19 protein-coding genes are annotated in these 26,066 nt (G+C 36.2%); 17 read left to right on the forward strand and 2 right to left on the reverse strand.

The window, feature by feature from the left end; translation table 11 throughout:
• Window positions 1-5 precede the first annotated feature (5 nt).
• The 3 genes from ovoA to Q4496_RS09150 all read left to right on the forward strand — a co-directional run bounded on the left by ovoA (window position 6) and on the right by Q4496_RS09150 (window position 4,132).
• The gene (gene ovoA, locus Q4496_RS09140) at window positions 6-2,168 is read left to right on the forward strand and encodes a 5-histidylcysteine sulfoxide synthase (protein WP_303610324.1); all 2,163 of its coding nucleotides are present in this window, start codon (window positions 6-8) and stop codon (window positions 2,166-2,168) included.
• A gap of 198 nt (window positions 2,169-2,366) precedes the next feature.
• The gene (gene glnK / locus Q4496_RS09145) at window positions 2,367-2,705 is read left to right on the forward strand and encodes a P-II family nitrogen regulator (protein ID WP_159817380.1); all 339 of its coding nucleotides are present in this window, start codon (window positions 2,367-2,369) and stop codon (window positions 2,703-2,705) included.
• A 146-nt stretch (window positions 2,706-2,851) separates the two neighbouring features.
• Entirely contained in the window at window positions 2,852-4,132 is a 1,281-nt protein-coding gene (locus Q4496_RS09150; RefSeq protein WP_303610325.1) for an ammonium transporter, read from the forward strand.
• 125 nt (window positions 4,133-4,257) lie between these two features.
• Here the strand turns inward: Q4496_RS09150 and Q4496_RS09155 are convergent, their stop codons facing one another.
• Complete coding sequence (locus tag Q4496_RS09155; RefSeq protein ID WP_303601725.1) at window positions 4,258-5,031, reverse strand: peptidylprolyl isomerase; 774 nt, start codon at window positions 5,029-5,031, stop codon at window positions 4,258-4,260.
• A gap of 164 nt (window positions 5,032-5,195) precedes the next feature.
• Here Q4496_RS09155 and Q4496_RS09160 point away from each other — a divergent pair, with 164 nt between their 5' ends.
• Window positions 5,196-8,105 (forward strand): ATP-binding protein, encoded by a 2,910-nt coding sequence (locus tag Q4496_RS09160; protein ID WP_303610326.1) that lies wholly within the window; start codon window positions 5,196-5,198, stop codon window positions 8,103-8,105.
• Between the two features lie 143 nt (window positions 8,106-8,248).
• On the forward strand, window positions 8,249-9,181 hold the full coding sequence (locus Q4496_RS09165) for a Dyp-type peroxidase (protein WP_215974230.1): 933 nt from the start codon (window positions 8,249-8,251) through the stop codon (window positions 9,179-9,181).
• Between the two features lie 31 nt (window positions 9,182-9,212).
• Here the strand turns inward: Q4496_RS09165 and Q4496_RS09170 are convergent, their stop codons facing one another.
• Window positions 9,213-10,175 carry a hypothetical protein gene (locus Q4496_RS09170; RefSeq protein ID WP_303601722.1) on the reverse strand — a complete coding sequence of 321 codons (963 nt, stop codon included), beginning with the start codon at window positions 10,173-10,175 and terminating at the stop codon, window positions 9,213-9,215.
• A gap of 233 nt (window positions 10,176-10,408) precedes the next feature.
• Between Q4496_RS09170 and Q4496_RS09175 the strand changes: the two genes are divergently transcribed.
• The 12 genes from Q4496_RS09175 to murG all read left to right on the forward strand — a co-directional run bounded on the left by Q4496_RS09175 (window position 10,409) and on the right by murG (window position 26,046).
• The gene (locus Q4496_RS09175; protein WP_303610327.1) at window positions 10,409-12,217 is read left to right on the forward strand and encodes an acyl-CoA dehydrogenase C-terminal domain-containing protein; all 1,809 of its coding nucleotides are present in this window, start codon (window positions 10,409-10,411) and stop codon (window positions 12,215-12,217) included.
• A 489-nt stretch (window positions 12,218-12,706) separates the two neighbouring features.
• Window positions 12,707-13,753 carry a diguanylate cyclase gene (locus Q4496_RS09180; protein WP_303610328.1) on the forward strand — a complete coding sequence of 349 codons (1,047 nt, stop codon included), beginning with the start codon at window positions 12,707-12,709 and terminating at the stop codon, window positions 13,751-13,753.
• Between the two features lie 502 nt (window positions 13,754-14,255).
• The gene (gene mraZ, locus Q4496_RS09185; protein WP_215974233.1) at window positions 14,256-14,714 is read left to right on the forward strand and encodes a division/cell wall cluster transcriptional repressor MraZ; all 459 of its coding nucleotides are present in this window, start codon (window positions 14,256-14,258) and stop codon (window positions 14,712-14,714) included.
• Between the two features lie 33 nt (window positions 14,715-14,747).
• Window positions 14,748-15,698 carry a 16S rRNA (cytosine(1402)-N(4))-methyltransferase RsmH gene (gene rsmH / locus Q4496_RS09190; RefSeq protein WP_215974234.1) on the forward strand — a complete coding sequence of 317 codons (951 nt, stop codon included), beginning with the start codon at window positions 14,748-14,750 and terminating at the stop codon, window positions 15,696-15,698.
• 17 nt (window positions 15,699-15,715) lie between these two features.
• Window positions 15,716-16,042 (forward strand): cell division protein FtsL, encoded by a 327-nt coding sequence (gene ftsL / locus Q4496_RS09195; protein WP_215974235.1) that lies wholly within the window; start codon window positions 15,716-15,718, stop codon window positions 16,040-16,042.
• 57 nt (window positions 16,043-16,099) lie between these two features.
• On the forward strand, window positions 16,100-17,866 hold the full coding sequence (locus Q4496_RS09200; RefSeq protein WP_215974236.1) for a penicillin-binding protein 2: 1,767 nt from the start codon (window positions 16,100-16,102) through the stop codon (window positions 17,864-17,866).
• The gene (locus Q4496_RS09205; protein ID WP_215974237.1) at window positions 17,859-19,484 is read left to right on the forward strand and encodes a UDP-N-acetylmuramoyl-L-alanyl-D-glutamate--2,6-diaminopimelate ligase; all 1,626 of its coding nucleotides are present in this window, start codon (window positions 17,859-17,861) and stop codon (window positions 19,482-19,484) included. Before Q4496_RS09200 ends, Q4496_RS09205 begins: the two co-directional genes overlap by 8 nt.
• Window positions 19,481-21,007, forward strand: coding sequence for a UDP-N-acetylmuramoyl-tripeptide--D-alanyl-D-alanine ligase (gene murF / locus Q4496_RS09210; protein WP_215974238.1), 1,527 nt, complete (start codon window positions 19,481-19,483; stop codon window positions 21,005-21,007). The genes Q4496_RS09205 and murF overlap by 4 nt, the downstream gene beginning before the upstream one ends.
• Window positions 21,007-22,086, forward strand: a complete 1,080-nt coding sequence (gene mraY / locus Q4496_RS09215; protein ID WP_215974239.1) for a phospho-N-acetylmuramoyl-pentapeptide-transferase — start codon at window positions 21,007-21,009, stop codon at window positions 22,084-22,086. Before murF ends, mraY begins: the two co-directional genes overlap by 1 nt.
• 57 nt (window positions 22,087-22,143) lie before the next feature.
• Entirely contained in the window at window positions 22,144-23,601 is a 1,458-nt protein-coding gene (murD, locus tag Q4496_RS09220; RefSeq protein ID WP_215974240.1) for a UDP-N-acetylmuramoyl-L-alanine--D-glutamate ligase, read from the forward strand.
• Entirely contained in the window at window positions 23,598-24,881 is a 1,284-nt protein-coding gene (ftsW, locus tag Q4496_RS09225) for a cell division protein FtsW (protein ID WP_215974241.1), read from the forward strand. The genes murD and ftsW overlap by 4 nt, the downstream gene beginning before the upstream one ends.
• Entirely contained in the window at window positions 24,871-26,046 is a 1,176-nt protein-coding gene (gene murG / locus Q4496_RS09230; protein ID WP_303610329.1) for an undecaprenyldiphospho-muramoylpentapeptide beta-N-acetylglucosaminyltransferase, read from the forward strand. Before ftsW ends, murG begins: the two co-directional genes overlap by 11 nt.
• The last annotated feature ends 20 nt before the right edge of the window (window positions 26,047-26,066 follow it).

The raw sequence follows: 26,066 nt of genomic DNA on the forward strand, positions 1-26,066 counted from the left end.
GATTTATGGAAATAAAACCTATAAAGGCTCCTTCATTAAATGGCACTGATGTTAAGGCTAAAAAGCAAGAGCTTAAAAAGTATTTCAGACAAACATGGACAGAATATGAGTCACTATTTTCTCTGATAAATAGTGATAGTGCTTATTTTTTAAGGCCGGAGCCTCTTCGTCACCCGTTAATTTTTTATTATGGACACACGGCTAGTTTTTATATTAATAAGCTTATGCTAGGTAAGTTTATTGCAACACGTATTAATGATCGCATAGAAGCTATTTGTGCGGTTGGTGTTGATGAGATGAGTTGGGATGATTTAAACGATGAGCATTATGATTGGCCGACAGTTGCTGAAGTTAAATGTTATCGAGATCAAGTTGCAATCCTGATTGAAAATCTTATTGATGATATGGAGTTATCGTTGCCGATAACAAAAAATTCACTTGCGTGGATTATTCTGATGGGTTGTGAACATGAGCGAATTCATATTGAAACATCATCCGTTATTATGCGTATGCTACCTTTGCAATACCTTAGTGAGAGTGAAGACTGGCCTACCTGTAAAAAGAGTGCTGATGCGCCCGAAAATAGATTAGTATCGATCAAAGGTAGGCTCGTCGAGTTTGGTAAACCTAAAAGTGATGACTCATTCGGATGGGATAATGAATATGGCTATAACACCCTCAATTTAGATGACTTTAAGGTTTCTAAATACTTAGTGTCTAATCAAGAGTATCTAGCATTTGTTAATGCTGGAGGATACCAAAACCTAACATTTTGGACAGAAGAAGGGCAACAATGGTTACGTTTTTCTAAAGCGAGTAAGCCCTATTTTTGGGTAGAAAAGAGAAGTGAAACTAATGAGAAATTATATTGGCAACGTAATTTACTGAATGAAATCCCGTTACCTTTAAATTGGCCAGTAGAAGTTAATTACTTAGAAGCTAAAGCTTTTTGTCAATGGAAAAACAGCCAGGTTGCCGATACTGAAAGCCAATATATACGCTTACTTACTGAAGCTGAATGGTTATGCTTACGTGATAAAGTTGATGGTGATTTAGCTTCTTGGGAGCAAACACCGGGCAATTTAAACCGTGAACATTATGCATCTTCTTGTCCTATAGATGAATTTGAGCATGATGGCGTATTTGATGTAATTGGAAATGTTTGGCAATGGACTGAATCAACTATTGATGGCTTTGAAGGTTTTGAAGTTCACCCATTATATGATGATTTTTCTACACCGACCTTTGATGGTAAGCATAATTTAATTAAAGGTGGTTCTTGGATTTCTACAGGAAACGAAGCTCAAAAATATTCTCGTTATGCATTTAGACGGCACTTTTTTCAACATGCTGGCTTTCGTTATGTGCAAAGCAATAATAAAAGAATACCAAATCTTGATGCTAACCCTTATGAAACTGACCGTGATATTTGCCAGCAACTCCATGCTCAATATTCGTTGAAAACGGAATCATTTATTAATGAAATTTTTAATGCACCCATTAAAAATTATAGTCAGCAAATATCTGACTATATTCTAGGCGCTATGGAAAAACATAATATAGCCGCCGATAAATGTTTGGATTTAGGTTGTAGTGTGGGCAGAAGTAGTTTTATTTTAGCCCAGTATTTTAATCAAGTGGATAGCGTTGATTTTTCTGCGCGTTATATACGTCATGGTGTTAGCTTGCAACAAGGAAACGCCGTTCGCTATTGCTTAGAAAATGAAGGGGATATAGTTGATTATTATGAGGTTAGTTTAAAGTCGCTTGGCTTACCTTCTCACAATAATATACATTTTAGCCAAGGAGACGCGGGTAACCTAAAAAGTGGTTTTGATAACTATGATGTTATTTTAGCTCAACAGGTACTCGAGAGTAGTTATAATCCGCGTCAATTTTTACAAACAGCTCATCAACGCATAAAAAGCGAAGGTTTGCTTGTGATTGTTTCTGATTATTACTTTGGTGAACACCATACCGCAAAGAATAACTGGTTAGGAGGAGTAAAAGTTAATGGTGAAAATGTGACTGGCTTTGACGGATTGTCGGAGCAATTAGCGCCTCATTTTAACTTAGTTGCCCAACAAGAACTAACGCGGGTGATTCAAGTCAATCAACGTAATTTTATTTTAAAGCGTCCTCAATTAAGTATTTGGCAGTTAAAGTAACTCATTAATACTCCTCTTCTTATCTTTTGCACCAAATATAATCTCAGCAGATAATTGCTGTGCAATTTTGGTGCAACGTTTAATGTTTCTAAGTGTAACAAAAACACAAATTGTTGATATTGTTCGTTTAATTTTTATGGCACATGAATTGAATTATATAGTTCAATATTAACTAAAATTAAAAATAAGAGGTCTACAGTGAAAATAGTTAACGCAATAATTAAACCGTTCAAACTCGATGATGTTCGTGAAGCCATCTCTGAAATCGGTGTTGAAGGGATAACTGTTAGTGAAGTGAAAGGTTTTGGTCGTCAAAAAGGACATACAGAATTATATCGTGGTGCAGAATATCAAGTAGATTTCTTACCAAAAGTTAAACTTGAAATTGCTGTTAATGACGACATAGTTGAACGCTTAGTTGAAGCAATTAGTAAAGCAGCGTACACAGGTAAAATTGGCGATGGCAAAATCTTTGTCTATAACCTTGAACAAGCCATTCGCATTCGTACAGGTGAGCAGGATTCAGAGGCTATTTAATCTGTATTCATATTGCTTGCTGTAAAGCTAGGTAATGAATTCACATTAGTAGACTTAAATACTTCGGCTTTGTGTTTTCATTCAAATTTAATCTTACAGCTCATACCTGACCAATTACTGTTACAAAAATTATTATAGGATCAATTATGGAACAAAATATTTTTCAACTTCAATATGCTATGGATACATTCTATTTCTTAGTTTGTGGTGCCTTAGTAATGTGGATGGCCGCTGGCTTCTCAATGTTAGAAGCAGGTTTAGTTAGATCTAAAAACACAACTGAAATTTTAACTAAAAACGTTGCTTTGTATGCTATTGCTTGTGTTATGTACCTAGTAGTAGGTTACGATATTATGTATGGCGGCGGTGTTTTCTTAAGTGGTATTGGCCTTGATGGTGCTGCTGATGCAGACGCTTTAGTTAGTACGGTATTAGCTGAATCTGCCGAAGCGGGTTTCGATGGCGGTGCGGTTTATGCAAATGCAGCTGACTTCTTCTTCCAAGTAGTATTTGTAGCAACAGCTATGTCTATTGTTTCAGGTGCTGTAGCTGAACGTATGAAATTATGGGCATTTTTAGCTTTCACAGTTATCTTAACTGGTTTTATCTACCCAATGGAAGGTAGCTGGACTTGGAATGGTGATGCTGTATTTGGTTTATATACATTAGGTGACCTAGGTTTCTCTGATTTTGCTGGTTCAGGTATTGTTCATATGGCTGGTGCTTCTGCTGCTTTAGCAGGTGTTTTATTACTTGGTGCACGTAAAGGTAAATATACTAAAGATGGAAAAATAAACGCTATCCCGGGTGCTAATTTACCAATGGCTACCTTAGGTACATTTATCTTATGGATGGGTTGGTTTGGTTTTAATGGTGGTTCTGTATTAAAACTTGCTGATATTAACAGTGCTAACTCAGTAGCTATGGTGTTCTTAAACACTAACGCAGCGGCGGCAGCAGGTGCAATTGCAGCGCTTGTTTTTGCTAAAATCTTATTTAAGAAAGCTGATTTAACCATGACATTAAATGGTGCACTAGCAGGTCTAGTTGCTATTACAGCTGAACCTTCAACACCAACACCATTACAAGCAACAATATTTGGCGCAATTGGTGGTATTATTGTTGTTCTTTCAGTTATTGCTTTAGATAAAGCTAAGATTGATGATCCAGTAGGTGCTATATCGGTTCATGGTGTTGTAGGTTTCTTTGGCCTAATGATTGTTCCAATTACTAATTCAGGTTCTAGCTTTAGTGGTCAGTTAATTGGTGCAGCCACTATCTTTGTTTGGGTATTTGTAACTAGCTTTGTAGTTTGGTTCGCATTGAAGAAAATTATTGGACTTCGTGTAACTGAAGAAGAAGAATATGAAGGTGTTGACCAAGCTGAATGTGGTATGGAAGCTTACCCAGAATTCACTCGAGGTTAATATTAATATACTGATATTAGCACTCTAAGATTGGTATATGTTAAAGTAATAACTGAATATTATTACTAAAAAAAGCAGCGATTTCGCTGCTTTTTTTTTGTCTTGTTCGGCATGACTTTAATTTTCTATGAATATCTTCTTATTAACAAAGGAATTAAGCTCAGCAGAATAAACCAAGCAAAAGTACCGCCACCACTACTATCATTATCAGGCGTAGGTGTTGGTTCAGTAGGTGCTGTGATTAGCGTGTTTCTAACAGGAGATAAATCACCATCAGTTACTTCAGCGGAGTCGACAATAACAATTTGTTCAACAATCACAAAGTTTTCTATACCAGGCGTTGCTAAATCACTACATTGTTGATCATCCGCAATAACCATTGGTATGCCTTCTAAATTTGCAGAATTACATAAAGTAAGTTGAGCTATGTTATCAATGGTTGTCATACCATCACCAATAACTTGGCCAAAAACAGTAAAGCCACTATTTTGTAAGTCTAGGTTGCTAGCGTTATCAGCTAAATTGAAGAACCATTGATCTGTTGCACTGTCAGGATCTCCGCCAAGCTTAGCCATGGCAATAGTGCCTCTGACATTAGAATATATTGGCTCGTTAATCACTGCCGGGTTTGTTTCGATTCGAGTTAGCGGAAAATTACCTTCGAATGTATATCCACCGCCTTGTACAACAAAGTTGGATGAAACACGGTGTACTACTGAATTAGTATAATGCTGCTCTTCAACATATTGAAGAAAGTTATTAACTGTTTCAGGGGTACTACTATCGAATAAATTAACTTGAAAATTTCCTTGTGAGGTTTGAAACTCAACAATTGTCGCATTTACAAGTGTGGTAAAACTAATGGATAACAATATGGTATAAATAAATTTTTTAAACATGATATACAGCCTATATAAGAAACATTGCTGCATCATAGTCGTAGTTGTATAATTATTCAATCATGCTCGTACTCATTACTAAACAGTTACATTCAAGAATTATTAGTGCTATAACTGAACAAGGTACTTCCTTTAATTCATCATCTATTTCCTCAAGGCATACTATGTGGCGCATCTTGTTGCTATTTATATTAATATTTACCGTTGCATTAAATGTTCGGGCGCAAAATATCGAAAATGAGTTGGAAGAGATCGGACAGCAAGCCAATAAAGCTATGGCGATCGTTAAACTCAGTCAATTACTTGAAAGTGAAAAACTGAATAAAACCCAGCGTATTAGAATACTTATACAACAAAGCAATGCTTATTTTACCTTGAGTAATTTACAAAAAGCGTTGGAAATAATTCAACAAGCGAAAGCCCTACTTGATGAGAATAGTTTGTCACAACTACAAGCCGATGTTGACAAACTAATGGGCATTATCTTGTATTTTCAAGGTGAATATGCTCAATCTTTAGTTGCGTATGAAGCAGCGTTAAATTATTTTCAACAGCAAGTTTTCTCAGCAGAAAAAGCAATTAAACAAGCTCACTTATTAAACAATATTGCATTGGTGCAAACGTCTAAAGGGGATTCGCTTGCAGCATTGAAAGCTTATAAAGAAGCTGATGAGTTGTATCAATATTATGGTAGTGAAGTTGATAAAATCGATGTTCGCTATAACCTTGCTGTACTTTATTTAAGTCTGCGTCGTTATGATATTGCTATTAACATGTTTGAAGAGGTAATTAGCAAGAGGGAGGTTTTAAATGATGAACACGGCATTGCTAAAGCTTCCGCTGGTATTGGGGTTTCTTATAAACAATCAGGCCAATATCAGAAGGCCGAGAGCTATGTAATGAAAGCATTAACATACTTTCGAAACAATGATTACCATATTGATGCTGCTTCACAATTTCATAATTTAGCAGAAATAAACTATGAACTGTCTAATCTAGATAAAGCTTCAGAATATGCTAACTTAGGTGTGGAATTAAGTAAAAAAATAGGTCATCAAATGACTTATGGAGGTAGCTTACACACTTTAGCGAAAATTTATTTTTATCAAGGTGATATTGAACGCTCTCATATGTATTTAGATCTATCGAATGCGGTCGCAAAAAAAATGGGTTTCCAACAGCTAATTAATGGTAATTTAGGATTAAGTGCGTTGCTTTATGCTGCAGATGGAGAGACAGCAAAAGCATTAATGACTCAATTAGCTTACCAAAAGGAACGTTTAAAGTTATCAAACGAAACACTTAATGAGCAAATAGCACAATTTGAATCTGTACAACTTAGCCAACAAGTAAAAAGTCTGCAGCAAAGTAAGAAGCTACAGGAGTTAGAGTCTACTAAGGCAGATCAACAGCGCGAATTTATTATACTTATCTTCGCTTTTTTATTAACGGTATTGTTTTTGATATATCGACGCTATTTGGAAAGAAGGTTAACCAAAAAACTAGAAAATAGAGTAAAACAACGTACTGAAGCGTTAGAGTTTCTAACAAAAGAATTACAAGATGCCAGTATGGTTAAAAGCCAATTTTTAGCCAATATGAGTCATGAGATTCGAACACCACTTACCGCGGTTCTAGGACAAGCAGAAGCGATTATTCATGGCGATTTCGATAATGAAGATTTGCTCCATGAAGTTGAAGTTATTCATAATAATAGCTTACATCTACTACAACTAATTAATGATATTTTAGATTTAAGTAAAATAGAAGCGAATAAATTTGAACTCGAGAATAGACGTCAAGATTTACATACAATCGTAGATAAATTAAATGATATGTTTACTGAGCAAGCGCAACGTAAAAATTTATCATTTACAGTAAGCCATCATCTACCAACTCCCTTTATTATCGATATCGATGGTTTACGGTTAAAACAGATTTTGATAAATCTATGCTCTAATGCTATTAAATTTACCAAAGAAGGCTGGGTTTCGTTAGATATTGCCATTATAGATAAAACATTACTATTTACTGTCACCGATACAGGAATAGGAATGAATAAAAAGCAAATGGCAAAAATGTTTAATATATTCACCCAAGGTGATAATAGTATTAGCCGACGTTTTTCTGGCTCAGGATTAGGGCTATTTTTATCTGATCAACTAGCAAAAGTAATGTCAGGAAAAATAACGGTTACTAGTCAATTGAATCAAGGCAGTACTTTTGTTCTCAAATTACCTTTTGGCGAGGTGTATTCTGTTTTAGATGGTGTTGAGAATAATGAACAAGCACTCGGTATTCGTGTTAACAAAAAGCAGTATACCGGTAAAATATTACTGGCAGATGATCATGATGATAACCGCCGTTTAATTGCTCGTTTACTCACTAACTTAGGTCTAGAGGTGCTTGAAGCATCTAATGGAATAGAGGCAGTCGAGTTATGTAATGAGCATAAACCAATAATAACGTTATTAGATATCCAAATGCCTAGAATGGATGGCATACAAGCATTAGAAGCGTTGCGAGAGAAGGGCTGTGATCGCCCTATTTATGCATTAACCGCTAATGCTATGGCACATGAAATTGCACAATACCTAGCGTTAGGTTTTGCTGGGCATCTTAAAAAACCTATTGAACGAGAGGTTTTTATTGCCACTATTGCTCAGCATTATCCTGAGAAGGCTAGTATTGACAAAAACAATGTTGAAAAAGGTAACATCGGATCCGCGAATTTTGAAGCTAATGTATTACTTGAACAAAAAGTAGATGACATAGATATATCGGATATTACTAAGTCATTTATAAATAATTTATCGCAAGATAAGCAAGAATTGATAGATTATCGTCATAATAATGAATATAAAGCGTTAGCTAAATTAGCACATAAAATTTCAGGTGCGGCACAAATGTTTGGTTTTATAGAAATATCACAAAGTGCTATGGAACTTGAAAGTGCTATTAAGAAACAAAAATTAGAGATTGTTGACGACTTGACTCATTGCTTAATTGATGAAATAAATCTTGTTCTAAGCAATTCTCATAAAGATAAAGATAAAGATAAAGATAAAGATTAATTTACCTAATTTTAATAGACTGTAAGTCAGTTATAAAACTGTATTTTATTTATAGTTTTAACAGCTCTATAGATACTCGCATTTTGATTGGATTTAGGTATATACTCTTCTAATAAAACATAAAATTACTATCAGGATTTCAAATGGCTAGAGAACAATTTGGTGTTTGTGCAGAGCCAAACTTACATGGCAGTTATTTACTTTTTAATGTGTTAGATAATAGAAATGCATTTATTCGGACTGCTTTGTCTCGCTTACCTGAATTATTTGATGATTATGCAGATCAATTTTCAGAAGCTAATTTAACGGGTGTTGTTGCTATAGGTGCAAATTATTGGGACGAATTCTACCCGCAAGCACGTCCTGCACTGTTGAAAGCGTTTCCTTCAATGGATAATGATGACAGAGTCGCCCCTAGTAATAATGTTGATATTTATATCGAAATCCGTAGTGATCGCTCTGATGTTAATCATATTGTTTGCTCTAAAGTGTGTCAGCTACTTGCTGATAGTGTTGAGCTAATTGAACAAGTTCAGGCTTTTCGTTTCTTAGATGGTCGAGATTTAACCGGCTTTGTTGATGGCACTGAAAACCCTCAAGGTATGCACCGTAGAAATGTTGCGTTAGTGCAAGAATCTGATGACGCTAATTTTGCAAGCGGTAGTTATTTACACATTCAGCGTTACAAGCATAATTTAACACTCTGGAGTTCGTTGAAAAATGAAGAACAGGAGGATGTTTATGGGCGTACGAAAGTAGATAATATTGAGTATGAAAGTGATAAAAAACCATTAACAGCTCATACTAAGCGCACTAGCTTAAAAGATGAAAATGGTAAAAGTATTGAAATTTTAAGACAAAGTATGCCTTACGGTGATGTAAAGGAACAAGGGCTATTCTTTGTCTCTTATTGTCATTCACCTGAACCATTTGAGAAAATGTTAAAAAGCATGATTTATGGTGACGGTCATGGCCACGTAGATCATTTACTTAAATATACTCAAGCTGAAACAGGTGCCGCTTTTTTTGCCCCAAGCTTAACTTTTTTAACGGCACTTGGAAATATTTCCGTATAGCTATTTCGTGTAGTGCGTAGCTATTTGGTATTTACGAGTTATTATTGTCAGAATAAAAAACCTCAGCAACATAGCGCCCTTGATCGATAGCTAATTCAGACTCAGGGGCTATTTTACCAAGTTTGTAAAGTGCAGGGCCTGTTGGTTCGGCTAATAGATAAGTAACTCCTTGGTGTATTAAGGTTGTATCCCCAGCTTTAGCGGGAACAGCAATTCCCATGAAAGCATGTTTATCAATATAAACCATTACCATCTCAACGTTTGGCATCAAGGTACGCAATATAGTGGCAGTTAATGTTACTTTACTATCACAATCCCCCTGATTCTCCCATAATAATTTAGCTGGTGAATTAAAACCTGATCCTGAAGATGTAACACGTGATTCCAACGTAGAATAAGGAATAGACTGTACGAATCCAAGCACGTAATCTGTTACTTTTCTAATGGTTTTTGCAGTAATCTTATCCAATATGATCGGTTTTAAGTGCTTGAAATCTACGAGTGAATCATTAGCAACATCGGCATGATTTATTTTTATTCCTGTTTCGCCATCATGTGTGTTGAATAATTGATAATAATTTTCTTGGAGGTATTGTTTAGTTGCTTCCTGTTTTATTGCTTTTACTTTTTTGTAGGCAAGTGCAATTTGTTGATCTTCTTGCCCTTTAATTTGCACTATCGTTTCGCCATCTTTCTGTAAGAAAAAAGCTTGAGCTGCATTTAACGGCTCTTCATCTAACTGTTTTTTTAATCTATGCATAATCGTTTTGTGGGCGAATTCACTTTGATACGGTTTTAGGTCGCGAAAGTGCTCAAATAATGCAGATTTAGTTAAAGCAAAACTGATCGATTGCTGTTGGTTACTATGATCAAGCCATTGATAGTTGAAATTATAATAATTCTTGTCGGCAGACTTAGAAAAGCTTACTTGCTTCGCATCAACAAAACTGGCGCAGCATAAAAAGAGATAAAATGTAATTTTGAAGGGGTTCACAGCAATTCCTAGTAAATTTTCTATACTTTACTCAGTAGTCATTATTTAACACTAACCTAAGAGAAGTAAAACACCAAATTTAGTGTAGTAATTTATCGTTAAACTTTACTTTAATCATTATTAATGTAGAATTAAAACGCTTGTTTGAATTGGTCGTTTGATTTAGTACTCTTCTTATTGAAATAGCACTAATGAAATTAATTATTAAATTTAAGAAATTTTAAGGGGTTGTTGTGGCTGAATATAAAGTTCCATTAAAAGACATGAGCTTTTTGCTTTATGAAGTATTTCAAGCGGATAAAATGTGGCAGAAATTACCTAAGTTAGCGGAGCAAGTTGACAAAGATACAGCCGAAGCAATTTTACAAGAATGCGCCAAAATCGCTGAGCAAGAAATTGCGCCTATCGCTCGAGAAGGTGATGAAACTGGAGTGAGCTTTAAGGAAGGCGTTGTCACTACAGCGCCAGGATATAAAGAGGCTTTTAACACTTATGCTGACGGTGGTTGGACAGCACTTGGTGGTGATGTAAATTATGGCGGTATGGGCATGCCAAAAATGCTAACTGCTTTACATGAAGAAATGCTTTGTAGTGCAGATATTTCGTTTGCACTTTATCCTGTATTGACTGCTGGTGCCGCACTTTCGTTAGCAAAACACGGCAGTGAAGAATTAAAAGAACGTTACCTTACTCGTATGTATTCAGGTGAATGGTCAGCTTCAATGTGTTTAACTGAATCTCACGCAGGTTCAGATTTAGGCATTATACGCACTAAAGCGATACCGCAAGAAGATGGTAGCTATAAAGTTACTGGTAATAAAATCTTTATCACTGGTGGTGAGCATGACCTTACTGAAAATATTGTTCACCTAGTATTAGCAAAACTACCTGATGCGCCTGCTGGTCCTCGTGGTATTTCATTATTCTTAGTACCTAAATTTCATGTTAATGATGACGAAACTTTAGGGGCGCGTATTAATGTTAGTTGTGGCTCTATTGAACACAAGATGGGGATTCATGCTTCTGCAACTTGTGTTATGAATTTTGATGACGCTAAAGGTTATTTAGTGGGTGAATTGAATAAAGGGCTAGCTTGTATGTTCACCATGATGAATTTCGAGCGTATTGGCGTTGGTATTCAAGGGTTAGGTGCAGCAGTACGTTCATATCAAAACGCACTAGAGTATGCAAAAGATAGATTACAAGGGCGTTCGCTTGATAGTAAAGTTAATGGCGTTAAAAATCCTAACCAAGAAGCTGATTCTATTATGGTTCATGGTGATGTTCGCCGTATGCTCTTGAACATGAAAGCACTTAATGAAGGCTCTAGAGCGCTTTCAAGTTATATCTCTATGCAATTAGATTATGCTACCTATGGTGAAGGTGAAGAACAAGTTAAGGGTGAAACATTAGCGGCATTAATGACACCTGTTGCCAAAGCCTTTTTTACTGATTTAGGTTTTGAAAACACTGTTGCTGGGCAGCAAGTTTTTGGTGGACATGGCTTTATTCGTGAGTGGGGGCAAGAGCAACTAGTACGCGATGCACGTATTACACAAATATACGAAGGAACAAATGGTATTCAAGCAATGGATTTATTAGTACGTAAAATAGCTACCTCTAAAGGTGCTATGTTAAATGTATTCATTGATGAAGTGACCACTTATATTGAAGCCACTAAAAATAATGCAGCCATGGGGGAGTTTATTACTCCGCTAACATTGGCTGTTGATGATTTAACTGAGCTTACTGATGATTTATTAACTAAATCACAAGCTAATATTAATGAACTTGGTGCATCAGCGAACGATTATTTGCATGTTTTTGGTTATACTGCAATGGCTTATATATGGGCTAGAATGGCTGATGTTTCCTTAGCTCAGCAAGAAAATAATGGTGAAAGTGGTAGTGATTTCTATCAAAGTAAGTTGCATACGGCACGCTATTACTTTTCACGTATACTTCCTCGTCGTATTTCATTAATTGCTTCGGCTAAATCAGGTTGTGATTGCTTATTTAATATTGATGATGAATTGTTTTAATTACTTCACTATATAAACCACAATTGACGTATGTAGACCCCGCCTTAGTGCGGGGTTTTTTATATCGTATCCCATAACTCATTCATAGTCTTTTACAAAGTTTACTTTACCGTTTGGTATATAAAAGGGTATCATTTCGCTATAATACTTTGACTTAATGTCTAATATTAACTTTAAAAACAGTAGATTAACTGCTTTTATTAATATAGTTAAACTTATTATTAACAGAGTTTTGTTAATAATTACAATAATAATGTTTTGGTTTAATTCTTGGTGAAGGAAGCCAATATTAGTTTTTTATACCGATATTAAAGCAAGGTTATTTAAGAGTTCCACTCTACCATTTGTAAAACAAATGAATTCAACTCGAAAAAATTAACAGATATTTAATCTTTTTCGTGCTGGTGTTCATCGTTTATTTTACATTGGTTAAAACAACAGATGAAAAATAGTTGCCGTGCCGTAAAGTGTTGTAACAAGAGAAGTTATATGCTGAATAATTTAGATCAAAATTTACAATATAGACGTAGTGTTATGCGTGTAATGTTACTGTTAGTAATGGTAGGCGGGGCAACATTCTCTGTTATTAATTTTTATCGTGGACTCTGGCCGTTAGCAATATTAGAAATGATATTTGCATTTTTTGCCTTTTTTTTATGGCGTAAAATTTTATATATTTCTAATTTTCAACGGTGGGTTAGTATTTTCTTGTTACCGTTTTTTACTACTATGGTTTATGCCATGTATGTACCAAACACATCGGTATCTATTTTTGTTTGGATAATCGCTATTCCCATGATTTCATATCTTATGATGGGACGTGTACAAGGTTTCTGGGTTTCAATATTTTTTATTGTTAGTGGTGTTTCTGTTTATCACTATCGTTTTATAGAAGGAAACTCAGTGATAGATATTGCTGATTCATTGAATATAATTCTTGGCGCTTGTTTGATGATCTCTCTAGCTCACGTATATGAAGTGAATAGAGAAAAAAATGAAGAACGTTTGCTTGAATTAGCAAGTACAGACTCATTAACGGGTTTAGCAAACCGTATGAAGTTAAAAGAAAATTTTGCCTTATATGCCGAATATGCCAAACGCCATAAATCTTCCTTGGCCGTTGCTATTTTTGATTTAGATTATTTCAAAAAAATTAACGATGAACATGGTCATCACGTTGGGGATGCAACTTTATGCTATATCGCTAACTTTATTAAAGATAGAGTTAGAAAAACTGATTTATTAGCTAGGTTTGGCGGTGAAGAATTTGTTTTGCTTATTGTTGGCTCTAAAGATCAAGATTGTTACAAGCAGGTAGATTCACTAAGACAACAATTACAGGATACGCCTTTTATTTATGATGAAGTAACGTTAGCTATGACTGTCAGTGCAGGCATTGCTACCTATGGTAATGATGGCTTAAGCTTAGATGATCTATTATTAAAAGCGGATCGACGTCTATATTTAGCTAAAGATAATGGTCGAAACTGTGTAGTTGATGGTAGTAAGGAAAGCGAAATAAAAAATCATAATTAACATATTTATTAACTTATCGGTGTTAATTATGAGCTTGAGCTATGGACTTCAATTGCTGACTATAACTTCATTTAATAATTAACTGACACGTATTTATTCAATAATACTGATACTTATTTTAGATCTAATTTAATTAAGCTTTACTGGTGTTGTTAATTTAATCATCAAAGTAAAGTCTTGTTACATAAATTATAAACCTCAGTTTACTCATAAAAATCTTTTGATGATCATTTTTTATAACTTTTTGGGATGAAAGATCCACAAAAACCCACAAATTCATCCACTTCCTAAATATCTTTATCTAGGCCTTAATTTTACTAGTGTTTTGACCCGTGTTCCTATCTTGGTTTTCACTATTATTCACTTGACATAACTTTACTTTAGTCACTAAACTGTATCATTGTGGTAAAAAGTGGGTAATTGTGGATCATGGCAGCTACCTTATAAATAAACGAGTAAATTATCAGCGAATAACTTTAGTCAATAAGGCAAGTATTCAACTATGTTCAGAGGCGCTAGCGCAATTACGCTTGATAGCAAAAATAGAATCACAATACCAACACGGTATCGTGAGGAATTGTTTGCCGATTGCCAAGGGAAAATGGTGTGCACTGTTGATATTCAACATGCGTGCCTATTGCTGTATCCCTTACCTGAATGGGAAGAAATTGAATTAAAGTTGTGTAATTTATCAAGCATGAATCAGCAAGAGCGTTTATTGCAGCAAGTTTTGTTAGGTAATGCGACAGATTGTGATATGGATAAAAATGGTCGTTTATTACTTAATGGGCCATTAAAAAAGCATGCAGGTTTAGAGAAATCAGTAATGTTGGTTGGGCAATTGAAAAAGTTTGAAATTTGGAGCGAGTCAGCATGGCAAGCACAATTACAGCAAGGTATAGATAAAATTCAATCAGGTGAAATTGAACTGACTGATCGTTTGTTAGATTTATCTTTATAAAATAATTAAATTAATAAGGTTATAAAAAACAACATGGAATTAGATAAAGCACATATTTCTGTTTTATTGACAGAAGCGATTGATGGCTTAGACATTGATCCTAATGGTTGCTATATCGACTGTACTTTTGGTCGTGGCGGCCATTCGTCTTTGATTTTATCTAAATTATCTACCAATGGTCGATTGATTGCGATTGATCGTGATCCTAGTGCAATCGCTGCAGCAGAAAAGTTTAGCAGTGATGAGCGTTTTCATATTGAACATCAAGGTTTTGCTAATCTCGCTGAAATAGCTGAACAGCATGAATTAACCGGTAAAGTTAATGGGATTTTACTGGATTTAGGTGTTTCTTCCCCACAACTTGATGAGGCTGAACGAGGTTTCAGCTTTATGAAAGATGGTCCGTTAGATATGCGAATGGATACTTCGCGTGGGCAAACAGCAGCAGAATGGTTAGCTGTTGCTGATGTTGAAGATATTACTTGGGTACTTAGAACGTTTGGTGAAGAAAAACATGCATGGCGTATTGCAAATGCGATTGTTGATGCTCGTGAAGAAACACCTTTCACACGCACTAGTGAGTTAGCTAAATTAATCAAAACCACCGCGCCACAAAGAGAAATTAAAAAACATCCAGCTACACGTAGCTTTCAAGCTATTCGAATGTATATCAATAGTGAGTTGGAGCAAATAGAAAAAGCCTTAGCAGCTTCTTTATCGGTTTTGGCCGAAGATGGTCGTCTAGTCGTAATAAGTTTTCATTCGTTAGAAGATCGACTAGTAAAACAATTTATGAAAAAGCACTCTCAGGGTAAGAAAGTTCCTCGAGGTATGCCAATTAAAGAAGAAGAATTAAATAAAGGCAAAAAACTTGAATTGATTGGTCGCAAATTAAAACCAAGTAAAAGTGAAGTGGAAGAAAATGTTCGTTCACGTAGTTCAGTATTACGTATTGCTAAACGTTTATCCCACTCAGTTGACTAATTTTGGTAAATGAACACGTGGCGCTCAAAAAAACAACATCAAGCCAGGTACTAGTACTGGATATTTGGCAAGATATTGTAGAGCATTTTATCACTTATATTTTATTGTTATTAGTGGTGGTGTCAGCATTTTCAGTTGTTTATTACACACATATGAATAGGCATAAAACGAGTGAATTAGAGCAGTTATATACACAACGAGATGAATTAGATATTGAATGGCGTAATTTATTGTTAGAGCAAAATAGTTTGGCAGAGCACAGCGCCATAGAAAGTAGAGCGAATAAAATGTTAAACATGAAGCGAGCTGATGCCGATTCAGAAATAATTGTCACCTTAAAATAATCCTTTATCGGTTGGGCTTTAGTCCGAAAGAAAACAACCATTAAGCACGTTAGTTAAATGAATAAAAAAGTAAATAACCGCAGTAGTCAACCTACAACAACAGCATGGCGTTATTACGTTGTGATAGGTGTTGTTGTCTTGATTTATAGTGGATTACTAGCGCGTAGTGCTTATATTCAGGTTATTGAACCCGATATGTTAAAAAAGCAGGGTGATATGCGTTCTATGCGTGTTGCTGCTAATACGGTACAACGAGGCACCATTGTTGATAGAAACGGTGATAAATTAGCGATTAGTGTGCCAGTAGAAACGGTGTGGGCTGATCCTAAAATTATTATGGATAACAATGCTTTGTCAATGAAAGAGCATTGGCAAGCCCTTGCTGATGTTTTGGGACAAGATGTTAAAGAGCTTACCTCGCGTGTTGCTGGTAGTTCGAGTAAACGATTTGTTTATTTAGAACGAAAAATTTCTCCAGCAATGGCGACATATATTCGTGAATTAAAAATACCAGGCATTTATTTACGTAAAGAGTCAAAGCGTTTTTACCCTACAGGTGAAATCAGCGCTCATATAGTTGGTTTTACAAATATTGACGATAAAGGCATTGAAGGTATTGAACGCGTATATGATGAAGTTTTAACGGGTAAAGGCGGTAATAAGCGTTTTAGAAAAGATGCTTCTGGCAGGAAAATTGAAATACTGTCAGTAGAAAAAGCACAAGCAGCGCAAAATGTTAAATTAACTATTGACCAACGTATTCAAGCGATAGCCTATAAAGAGTTAAAAGGCGCAGTACAGGCATTTAAAGCAACTTCAGGCTCTGTGGTGGTGGTTGATATTCATACAGGTGAAATACTAGCGTTAACTAATAGCCCCTCATATAACCCAAATAATCGTAGTAATACGGCAATTCATCGCTTTAGAAATCGTGCAATCACCGATGTTTATGAGCCTGGCTCTACTATGAAGCCATTAACAGTGTTAACCGCATTAGAGTTTGGCTCTGCAAATACTAAAACTATTATAGATACTAGCCCAGGCTGGATGCGTCTAGGTGGTAGACGTGTTAATGATCCTATTGATAGAGGAAAGCTTTCGGTTGAAGATATTTTAGTTACTTCATCAAATATGGGCACGACTAAGTTAGCTCTTTCTGTGCCTAAAAATTTCTTATTAGATAAGTTTTTTGATGCCGGGTTTGCTGATAGTACTGGTACCAATTTAGTGGGTGAAAGCTCAGGTATGATGCATGACAGGCAACGTTGGTCAAAGTTTGAATTGGCAACTTTATCTTGGGGATATGGTTTAGCAATTACACCGTTACAGCTAGCCCGATTTTATGCAACTTTAGCTAATGGCGGTATTAAGCGTGAGTTATCACTGGTTCAAAGAAATGATCAACCAAAAGGTGAACGGGTCTTTTCTGAAAAAAATTCATTAGCCGTGACTCAAATGCTCGAAAAGGTCGTAGATAAACATGTACAAAAAGCAAAAGTTGAAGGTTACCGTGTCGGTGGTAAAACAGGAACTTCCTTTAAAGCTGTCGCTGGTGGGTATGGTAATGATTATGTTGGATTATTTGCAGGCGTTGCGCCTATTAGTAATCCACAAATAGTTGTTGTCGTGGTCATCAATGATCCAGGTGGAGATTTGTATCACGGTGGTGAAGTAGCTGCGCCAGTATTTTCGCGAGTAATGCAAGGTGCATTACGTGTTTTAAATGTTGCTCCTGATGCTGATGATAAATTAGCGTTAAGACAAGGATCTATAACAAGCGAAGCTCAGCCAAATATTTTGTATAGGGAGGCTAATGATGTCTAATTTATCAATCAATAAGCCTTCAACTGCTTTTATCAAACAAGTATTACAAGACTTTTCTATTGTTTTACCTACACAGTTAAACTTTGATGGTGACCAAGGTCATTTAACAAATGATAGCCGCATGATAAGTTGTGGTGATATTTTTTGTGCCATTATTGGTTATGCTCAAGATGGTCGTCAGTATATTGAGCAAGCTATTAAACGTGGTGCCAAGCTAGTTTTATCGGAATGTGAAACTGAAGAAGAGCACGGTAATAGTTATTTTAGTGAATCAACTAATAAGCAAGTAGCGATTATTAGTTTTTATCAGCTTAATAAAAAGCTTTTCGCACTAGCGAGTGCCTATTATCAGTCACCTGAAAAAAGCATGACTATGATTGGTATTACCGGTACAAACGGGAAAACCAGTATTAGTCAACTGTTAGGACAAGCGCTAACAAATTGTCACAAACCTTGTGGTGTTATAGGCACAAATGGCGCTGGCATGGTTGATAATTTAGAAGTATTAGATAATACCACGCCTAGTGCTACAGATTTAATGCAATTATTCTTCCGTTTTAGCCACAATGACATTAGCCCCAAAAAGCTAAATGATGAGTGCATTACTCATATTGCTATGGAAGTTTCCTCTCATGCGCTTGAGCAAGGCAGAGTAACCGGAAATACCTTTGATATAGCTATTTTTACTAATTTAAGCCGTGATCATTTAGATTATCATGGCACTATGGCTGCTTACGCTGCCGCTAAAAGACAGCTATTTACCCCGAATGAAAAACAAATTGCAGTATTAAATGGTGATGATGAACAAACGCAACGTTGGTTAGCTAATTGGCCCACGAGTGAAAACTTATCGCTGTATAATACTTGGCTTTATGGTCGTAGTAAAAATATACGCCAACACGCAAAGTTTGTAACTTGTCAAAATATTAAACACCATCATCAAGGTGTTGATTTTACTTTGTGTACACACCTTGGCGATATTGACATACATAGCCCGTTACTAGGTGACTTCAATATTGACAACTTACTCGCCGTGATTGCTGTGATGTTAATTGAAGACGTGTCGTTAACTGCTATAGCCGCGCAAGTTAAAGTATTAAAACCTATTTCTGGACGGATGGAAGCTTTTTCATCTACTTATGCTCCATCACCTACCGCTGTGGTTGATTATGCACATACCCCTGATGCATTAGAGAAAGCATTAATAGCATGTCGACAGCATTGTGACGGTAATCTATTTGTTGTTTTTGGCTGTGGAGGTGATCGAGATAAAGGTAAACGACCACTAATGGCGCAAGCGGCGCAAACATATGCTGACCAGTTAATTGTTACTAATGATAATCCGCGTACTGAACAGCCCATGAACATTATTGATGATGTACTTGCTGGGCTTAATGAACAGTGCAAAGTACAGGTAATTGTTGATAGAAAAGAAGCAGTGTTAGCAACATTAGCAAAAGCACAAGCAAATGATGTGGTGCTATTAGCGGGTAAAGGCCATGAAGATTATATTATTTTAGGGTGTGAAAAAATTGATTATAACGAACGCGATATTGTGAAAAATTTCTTTGCAAATTATCACAGTGCAGACTCTTCAGTAGTTGGTGAATTACAATGATTAGCATAGCATTATCTACATTTTCGACCGCAATAAATGGCGATTTAATTTGCGATGATTCGATGAAGATGCTTGAAGTTAATAATGTTGTGACAGATTCTCGAGAATTTAAATTACAGCAGACTGCCGAGAAGCAGAGTGCATTTTTAGCACTCAAAGGACCCAATTTTGATGGTCATCTTTTTGTACAGCAAGTGATTGACTATGGTTGCCAAGTTTTAGTGGTAGATCACAAGATTGAGAATATTGATAGCAATAAAGTAGCTCAAATTATTGTTGATGATACACGTATCGCACTTGGAAAAATTGGTGCTTATGTTAAGCAACAAGTAGCACCAAAAACTATTGGTATAACAGGCAGTAGTGGTAAAACGACAGTAAAAGAAATGATTGCGGCCATTTTATCTCGTTTAGGTAATGTTTTAGCAACGAATGGCAATTTCAACAATGATATTGGCGTACCACTGACTTTATTGCGTTTAGAAGATAAACATGCGTTTGCTGTAATTGAAATGGGTGCTAATCACATGGGGGAAATCGCCTATACCACAGAATTAGTCAAGCCTGATGTCGCGATGATTAACAACATTGCTGCTGCCCACTTAGAAGGTTTTGGTGATTTATGTGGGGTTGCTCGTGCTAAAGGTGAGATTTTTTCAGGCTTACCTAGTAACGGTGTTGCGTTATATAACCATGCGAGTAAATACACTGATAAATGGCAGTGGCGTTTAACTGACAAGCAAGTACGCACTTTCTCATGTACCCGAGTTAGTGATGATAAAACAAGCTCTCAGGCAGATTGTTATAGTGAAAACGCATCGTTAGACGAGAATGGTTGTGCAAGTTTTGATTTACAAAGCTCCCTTGGACAATGTGTTATTAAGTTGCCCATTCCTGGAAAACATAATGTGTGTAATGCCGTAGCAGCAGCAGCAGTCGCGATTGAATGCGGTGCAACATTGAAAGATATTCAACTGGGTTTAGCTGATATGGCGCCGGTAAAAGGACGTTTAAATGTTCATCATTTAGCTAAAACAAAAGTGAGTAACGAAATTAGGCTGATTGATGACACATATAATGCCAATGTCGATTCGATTAAAGCGGCGGTGGCTTTACTTGCCAGTTATTCAGGAAAAAGAATTTTGGTGTTAGGTGATATGGGTGAGTTAGGTAGCGATGCTGCTAGTTATCATCAAGAAATTGGTGAATATGCTCAAAATCAAGGAATTGATGTTTTATTAACATTAGGTGTTTTAAGTAAAAATACGCGCGATGCTTTTGCAATGAATAATACAGCAATTAGTGAACATTTTGATAATAAAGATACCCTTAACGCCTATTTGGCGAATCTATTAGAAAATGAGAGCAATACCGATCAAAAAAACAAAGTATTAGTTAAAGGCTCACGTAGTGCGCATATGGAAAATGTTGTGGAAGATATTCTTAACTGGCATGCAAAGCAACAACAAGATCAAATTTTAAATGAAAGTACACTTAGCTCACACAAAAAGGATAATGCTTAATGTTACATTGGTTAGCGGAATATTTAACTCAGTATTATAGTGTGTTTCATGTTTTTTCATATTTAACATTTCGTGCCATTATTAGCACGTTAACTGCGTTATTTATTTCCTTGTATTTTGGTCCTAAATTGATTCGCTATTTGCAAAAAATGCAAATAGGTCAAACTGTTCGTGATGATGGTCCTGAAAGTCATCTATCAAAATCAGGCACACCAACCATGGGGGGGATACTTATTCTCGCTGCGATTGTGGTTAGTATTTTATTGTGGGCAAACCTGAGCAATATTTATGTTTGGGTTGTGTTATTTGTGGTTGTAAGCTTTGGTCTTATTGGTTTTGTTGATGACTATCGTAAAGTTGTTCGTAAAGATTCTAATGGCTTAATTGCTAAGTGGAAGTATTTTTGGCAGACAGTTGCTGGGTTAACGACAGCAATATTTTTATATCAAATATCTCACCCTGATCAAACTTTTTTACTGATACCTTTCATTAAAGATGTCATGCCTCAATTAGGTATCTTTTATATTGTAATGACTTATTTCGTTATTGTTGGAACCAGTAATGCCGTCAATCTAACCGATGGATTAGATGGATTAGCGATAGTACCCACCATTATGGTTGCCGGTGCTTTTGCTTTTTTCGCTTACGTTACGGGCAACGTAAACTTTGCTGGTTATTTGAATATTCCTTATATAGCGATGACCTCTGAACTTGTTATTGTTTGTACCGCTATTGTCGGTGCCGGACTAGGTTTTTTGTGGTTTAACACTTATCCAGCACAAGTCTTTATGGGAGATGTTGGTTCTTTAGCACTTGGTGCAGCATTAGGGGTAATAGCAGTATTAGTCAGACAAGAATTAGTATTATTTATTATGGGTGGTGTGTTTGTTATGGAAACTGTTTCTGTAATCTTACAGGTTGGGTCATATAAAATGCGCGGACAACGAATATTTCGTATGGCACCTATTCATCATCATTACGAATTAAAAGGCTGGCCAGAGCCAAGAGTGATTGTGCGCTTCTGGATTATTTCATTTATTTTAGTGTTGGTTGGATTGGCAACATTAAAATTAAGATAACTAGCGTGCGATAAACAACTTAAAATATTTAAATATCAACACAACTAGAGACAGAGAATGGCATTGTTATCAGACATGAAACATAAACAAATATTAGTACTGGGTGCAGGTATCACAGGGTTATCCTGTGCTCGCTACCTTAGCGCTCTAGGTTTGTGTTTTGCTGTTAATGACTCACGTGCAAACCCATTTTCTGGAGATTATACCGAACAGCAATTTTCTCAAGATTTTCCTACCGCTAGTTTATATCTAGGTAAGTGGCAAACTGACTTAATTACCAGTGCAGATATCATTTTAATCAGCCCTGGCATTGATAGTGTTGCTAATAATATTGCTCAATATATTAGTGCGAATTGTCAGGTGATGGGTGACGTCGAATTATTCTGTCAATTGAATCAAGAATACGGTCTTGAAGAAGATAATAAACCAATTGATATTTTAGCATTAACAGGCTCAAACGGTAAATCCACCGTAGTTTCATTACTTGCCTATTTAGCTAATTGTTTGGGAATTAAAGCACAACTTGGTGGAAATATAGGTCAGCCAGTATTAGATATATTTACCGATAAAATAGTGAGTACTAGCTTTTCAAAAAACAATGCGTTACCTGAATTTTTAATTCTAGAGTTATCAAGTTTCCAACTGGAAACGCTTACCAGTATGAAAGCCATTGCCACGAGTGTTTTAAACGTAAGTGATGATCATCTTGATCGACATCAAACAATGGAAAATTATATACGGATTAAGCAAAGTATCTACCACCAAGGTAAGGTAGCGATTATTAATCGTGACGATGCCACAACAAATACACCTAATCCATCACAACCAACAATTTCAATTGGTAGTGATGCTCCAGCTGAAAATCAGTTTGGGGTTACTGTTGAAAACAGCAAAGCCTACTTAGCTTTTGGCAAGCAAAATTTGATTGCATTAGAAGAACTTCCTTTAGCTGGAATGCATAATGCACTCAATTATTTAACCGCGTTAGCCTTTGGTTATTGTGCGGGTTGGTCATTGACTAAGCTTGTTGATAATTTAGCTGGTTTCACTGGTTTAGCACATCGATGTCAACGTATTAAGACTCAAGACAATATCACGTGGATTAATGACTCTAAAGCGACAAATGTAGGTGCGACACTTGCGGCAATTAATGGCTTGGCACAAACGTTGAGTTCAGAAAACGATACAAAACCGCGCTTGATTCTTATTGCTGGTGGTGATGGTAAAGGTGCTGATTTTACACCTTTATCTGCACCTTTAGCACAATATGTTAGCCAAGTGATTACTTTAGGTAAAGATGGCGATAGTATTGCTAACATCGTTACTAATCAGGCCAATGTCAGTAAAGTTGTAAGTTTGCAAGAAGCGGTTCAAGTCGCTAATGCGTATGCTAAAGCAGGTGATGTTGTTCTACTTTCACCTGCCTGTGCTAGTTTAGATATGTTTAAGAGTTTTGTTGACCGTGGTGAACAGTTTATGGCAGCGGTTACTCAGCTAGCAAAGGAGGGCTTATGAAAGGCGCTTCAATAGACTTAGATAATACTGAAAAAACCGCTAGATTCTCTATTTTGTCAGATATTACTGCGAATATTAGTAGTAATGTCATGAAAGTTTTTAATAGTGAGTCTACGCCACAACAAGGGATGGTTTTTGACCGAAGTTTTGTTGTTATAGCACTTTTAATGTACATGATCGGATTAATTATGGTGGCAAGCTCATCTATGCTTGTCGCTGAGCGACTTTTTAATAATCCATTTCATTTTGTTATTCGTCATAGCATTTATATTGTACTGAGCTTAGGTATTGCCGCTGTTGCTTTACAAATACCCATGTCGTGGTGGCAAAAAAATAGCAGTTATTTATTAATCTTTGGCATTGTGCTGTTAGTGGCAGTACTGCTTGTTGGTCGTTCTGTAAATGGTTCAACACGTTGGATTGCCTTAGGCCCTATTACACTGCAAGCGGCAGAGCCAGCTAAACTATTTTTCTTTTGTTATTTGGCTGCTTATTTAGTGCGTCGTCGTGATCAAGTTATGGAAGATTGGAGAGGCTTTGCTAAGCCCTTAGTCGTTTTTGCTGTACTGGCGGGCTTAATATTAAGACAACCTGACTTGGGTACCATTATTGTGATGTTTGTCACAACCTTCGGTTTATTATTTTTAGCTGGTGCAAAGCTTTGGCAATTCGTAAGTTTAGCTTCGGTAGGCTTATTACTGTTAACATTGTTAGCAATATTTGAACCTTATCGCTGGCGTCGAATTACAAGCTTTTTAGATCCTTGGCAAGACCCTTTTGGTAGCGGTTATCAATTAACACAATCTTTAATGGCTTATGGGCGAGGAGAGGTTTTTGGTCAAGGTTTAGGAAATAGTATTCAAAAATTAGAATACTTACCTGAAGCTCATACCGATTTTGTTATGGCCGTTTTAGCCGAAGAATTTGGTTTCTTTGGGGTTACGGTTATTTTGCTACTTAGTATGACATTAGTATGTAAAGCACTTGTTTTAGGAAAGAAAGCTTTAGTTAAAGAGAAGTTTTTTGAAGCCTTTTTTGCTTACGCAATTGGTATTTGGATGTGCTTTCAGGCTGCGGTTAATATTGGAGCGAGTGCGGGTATAGTTCCTACTAAAGGCTTAACGATGCCACTCATTAGTTATGGTGGCAGCTCTATGATCATTATGACTCTGGCTGTGGTTATTTTAATTCGTATTGATCATGAATTGAGAATGCAGAGTATTCAAGCGACTTCTTCAAAAAGAAAAACAAAAAAGCTAGGAGGCGATAATGAAAACTAACGTGTATTCTAGTTTGAAAAAAAAGCCTACTTTGTTGGTCATGGCGGGTGGTACAGGAGGGCATATATTTCCTGGTCTTGCAGTTGCTGAAAAATTAAAAAATGAAGGTTGGGCTATTCATTGGTTAGGTACATCTGATCGTATGGAAGCGCAAATTGTGCCTGCTAGTGGTTTTGAAATATCATTTATTACGATTAGTGGCTTACGTAATAAAAAGTTGATCACGTGGTTAAAGCTGCCATTTAAACTCATGAACTCTTTATTGCAGGCTTTACGTGTTATTCGAAAAGTTAAACCTGATGTGGTACTAGGCATGGGTGGTTATGCTAGTGGTCCTGGAGGATTAGCTGCGTGGTTAATGAATAAGCCGCTAGTTTTACATGAGCAAAACGCAGCTGCGGGGTTAACAAATCGTTTATTAGCACGAATTGCTACTAAAGTTTGCTGTGCATTTCCGAATGCCTTTAAACAAGGAATAACAGCACAAGTTGTTGGTAACCCACTTAGAGCAAGCATTGGTAATAAGGCGACTAAAAATAAAAATGAAGAAACAGTTAAAAGTAGCCACAACATTTTAGTTGTTGGTGGCAGTTTAGGTGCTCAAGTATTAAATGAAATTGTACCAATAAGCTTTGAAAAATTAGTGAATATTGGTGATAAAAGTCACAATAAAAGTAGCGCAATAAACGATATCCACAAGGAGACATTATTGCCTTTTAATATTTGGCACCAAACGGGTAAAGGAAAAAAAGACAATGTTATCAATAGCTATAACCAACAGAGTTTAGCTGATGGCAAGGTAAAAGTGACTGAGTTTATTGATGATATGGCGAGTGCTTACCAATGGGCAGATATTGTGATTTGTCGAGCGGGTGCTTTAACTGTATCTGAATTAGCGATGGCTGCAAAGCCGTCCATCCTTGTGCCATTACCTCATGCTGTTGATGATCATCAAACCAAAAACGCTCAATATTTAGTGTCTCGTGAGGCAGGTATTTTGATTAAGCAGAATGAATTAACCAATGAGATGCTAACTACACAATTAAATGAGCTATTTAGTGATCCGCAAATTTTGCAAAAAATGGCAAAATCAGCCTTTGCTGCTGCGGATGCCGATGCAACGAATAAAGTCGCGAGTATTTGTCAGCAACTCGCAGCTGCTTAGAACAGAATATGAGTAATTAT

This window comes from Colwellia sp. 5_MG-2023, assembly GCF_030547795.1.
Classification (GTDB): Bacteria; Pseudomonadota; Gammaproteobacteria; order Enterobacterales; family Alteromonadaceae; genus Colwellia.

Coding starts and splice junctions, on each gene's coding strand:
- ovoA (WP_303610324.1), top strand. CDS start 6: ATGGAAATAAAACCTATAAAGGCTCCTTCATTAAATGGCACTGATGTT.
- Q4496_RS09150 (WP_303610325.1), top strand. CDS start 2,852: ATGGAACAAAATATTTTTCAACTTCAATATGCTATGGATACATTCTAT.
- Q4496_RS09155 (WP_303601725.1), bottom strand. CDS start 5,031: ATGTTTAAAAAATTTATTTATACCATATTGTTATCCATTAGTTTTACC.
- Q4496_RS09160 (WP_303610326.1), top strand. CDS start 5,196: ATGTGGCGCATCTTGTTGCTATTTATATTAATATTTACCGTTGCATTA.
- Q4496_RS09165 (WP_215974230.1), top strand. CDS start 8,249: ATGGCTAGAGAACAATTTGGTGTTTGTGCAGAGCCAAACTTACATGGC.
- Q4496_RS09180 (WP_303610328.1), top strand. CDS start 12,707: ATGCTGAATAATTTAGATCAAAATTTACAATATAGACGTAGTGTTATG.
- mraZ (WP_215974233.1), top strand. CDS start 14,256: ATGTTCAGAGGCGCTAGCGCAATTACGCTTGATAGCAAAAATAGAATC.
- rsmH (WP_215974234.1), top strand. CDS start 14,748: ATGGAATTAGATAAAGCACATATTTCTGTTTTATTGACAGAAGCGATT.
- Q4496_RS09200 (WP_215974236.1), top strand. CDS start 16,100: ATGAATAAAAAAGTAAATAACCGCAGTAGTCAACCTACAACAACAGCA.
- Q4496_RS09205 (WP_215974237.1), top strand. CDS start 17,859: ATGTCTAATTTATCAATCAATAAGCCTTCAACTGCTTTTATCAAACAA.
- murF (WP_215974238.1), top strand. CDS start 19,481: ATGATTAGCATAGCATTATCTACATTTTCGACCGCAATAAATGGCGAT.
- mraY (WP_215974239.1), top strand. CDS start 21,007: ATGTTACATTGGTTAGCGGAATATTTAACTCAGTATTATAGTGTGTTT.
- murD (WP_215974240.1), top strand. CDS start 22,144: ATGGCATTGTTATCAGACATGAAACATAAACAAATATTAGTACTGGGT.
- ftsW (WP_215974241.1), top strand. CDS start 23,598: ATGAAAGGCGCTTCAATAGACTTAGATAATACTGAAAAAACCGCTAGA.
- murG (WP_303610329.1), top strand. CDS start 24,871: ATGAAAACTAACGTGTATTCTAGTTTGAAAAAAAAGCCTACTTTGTTG.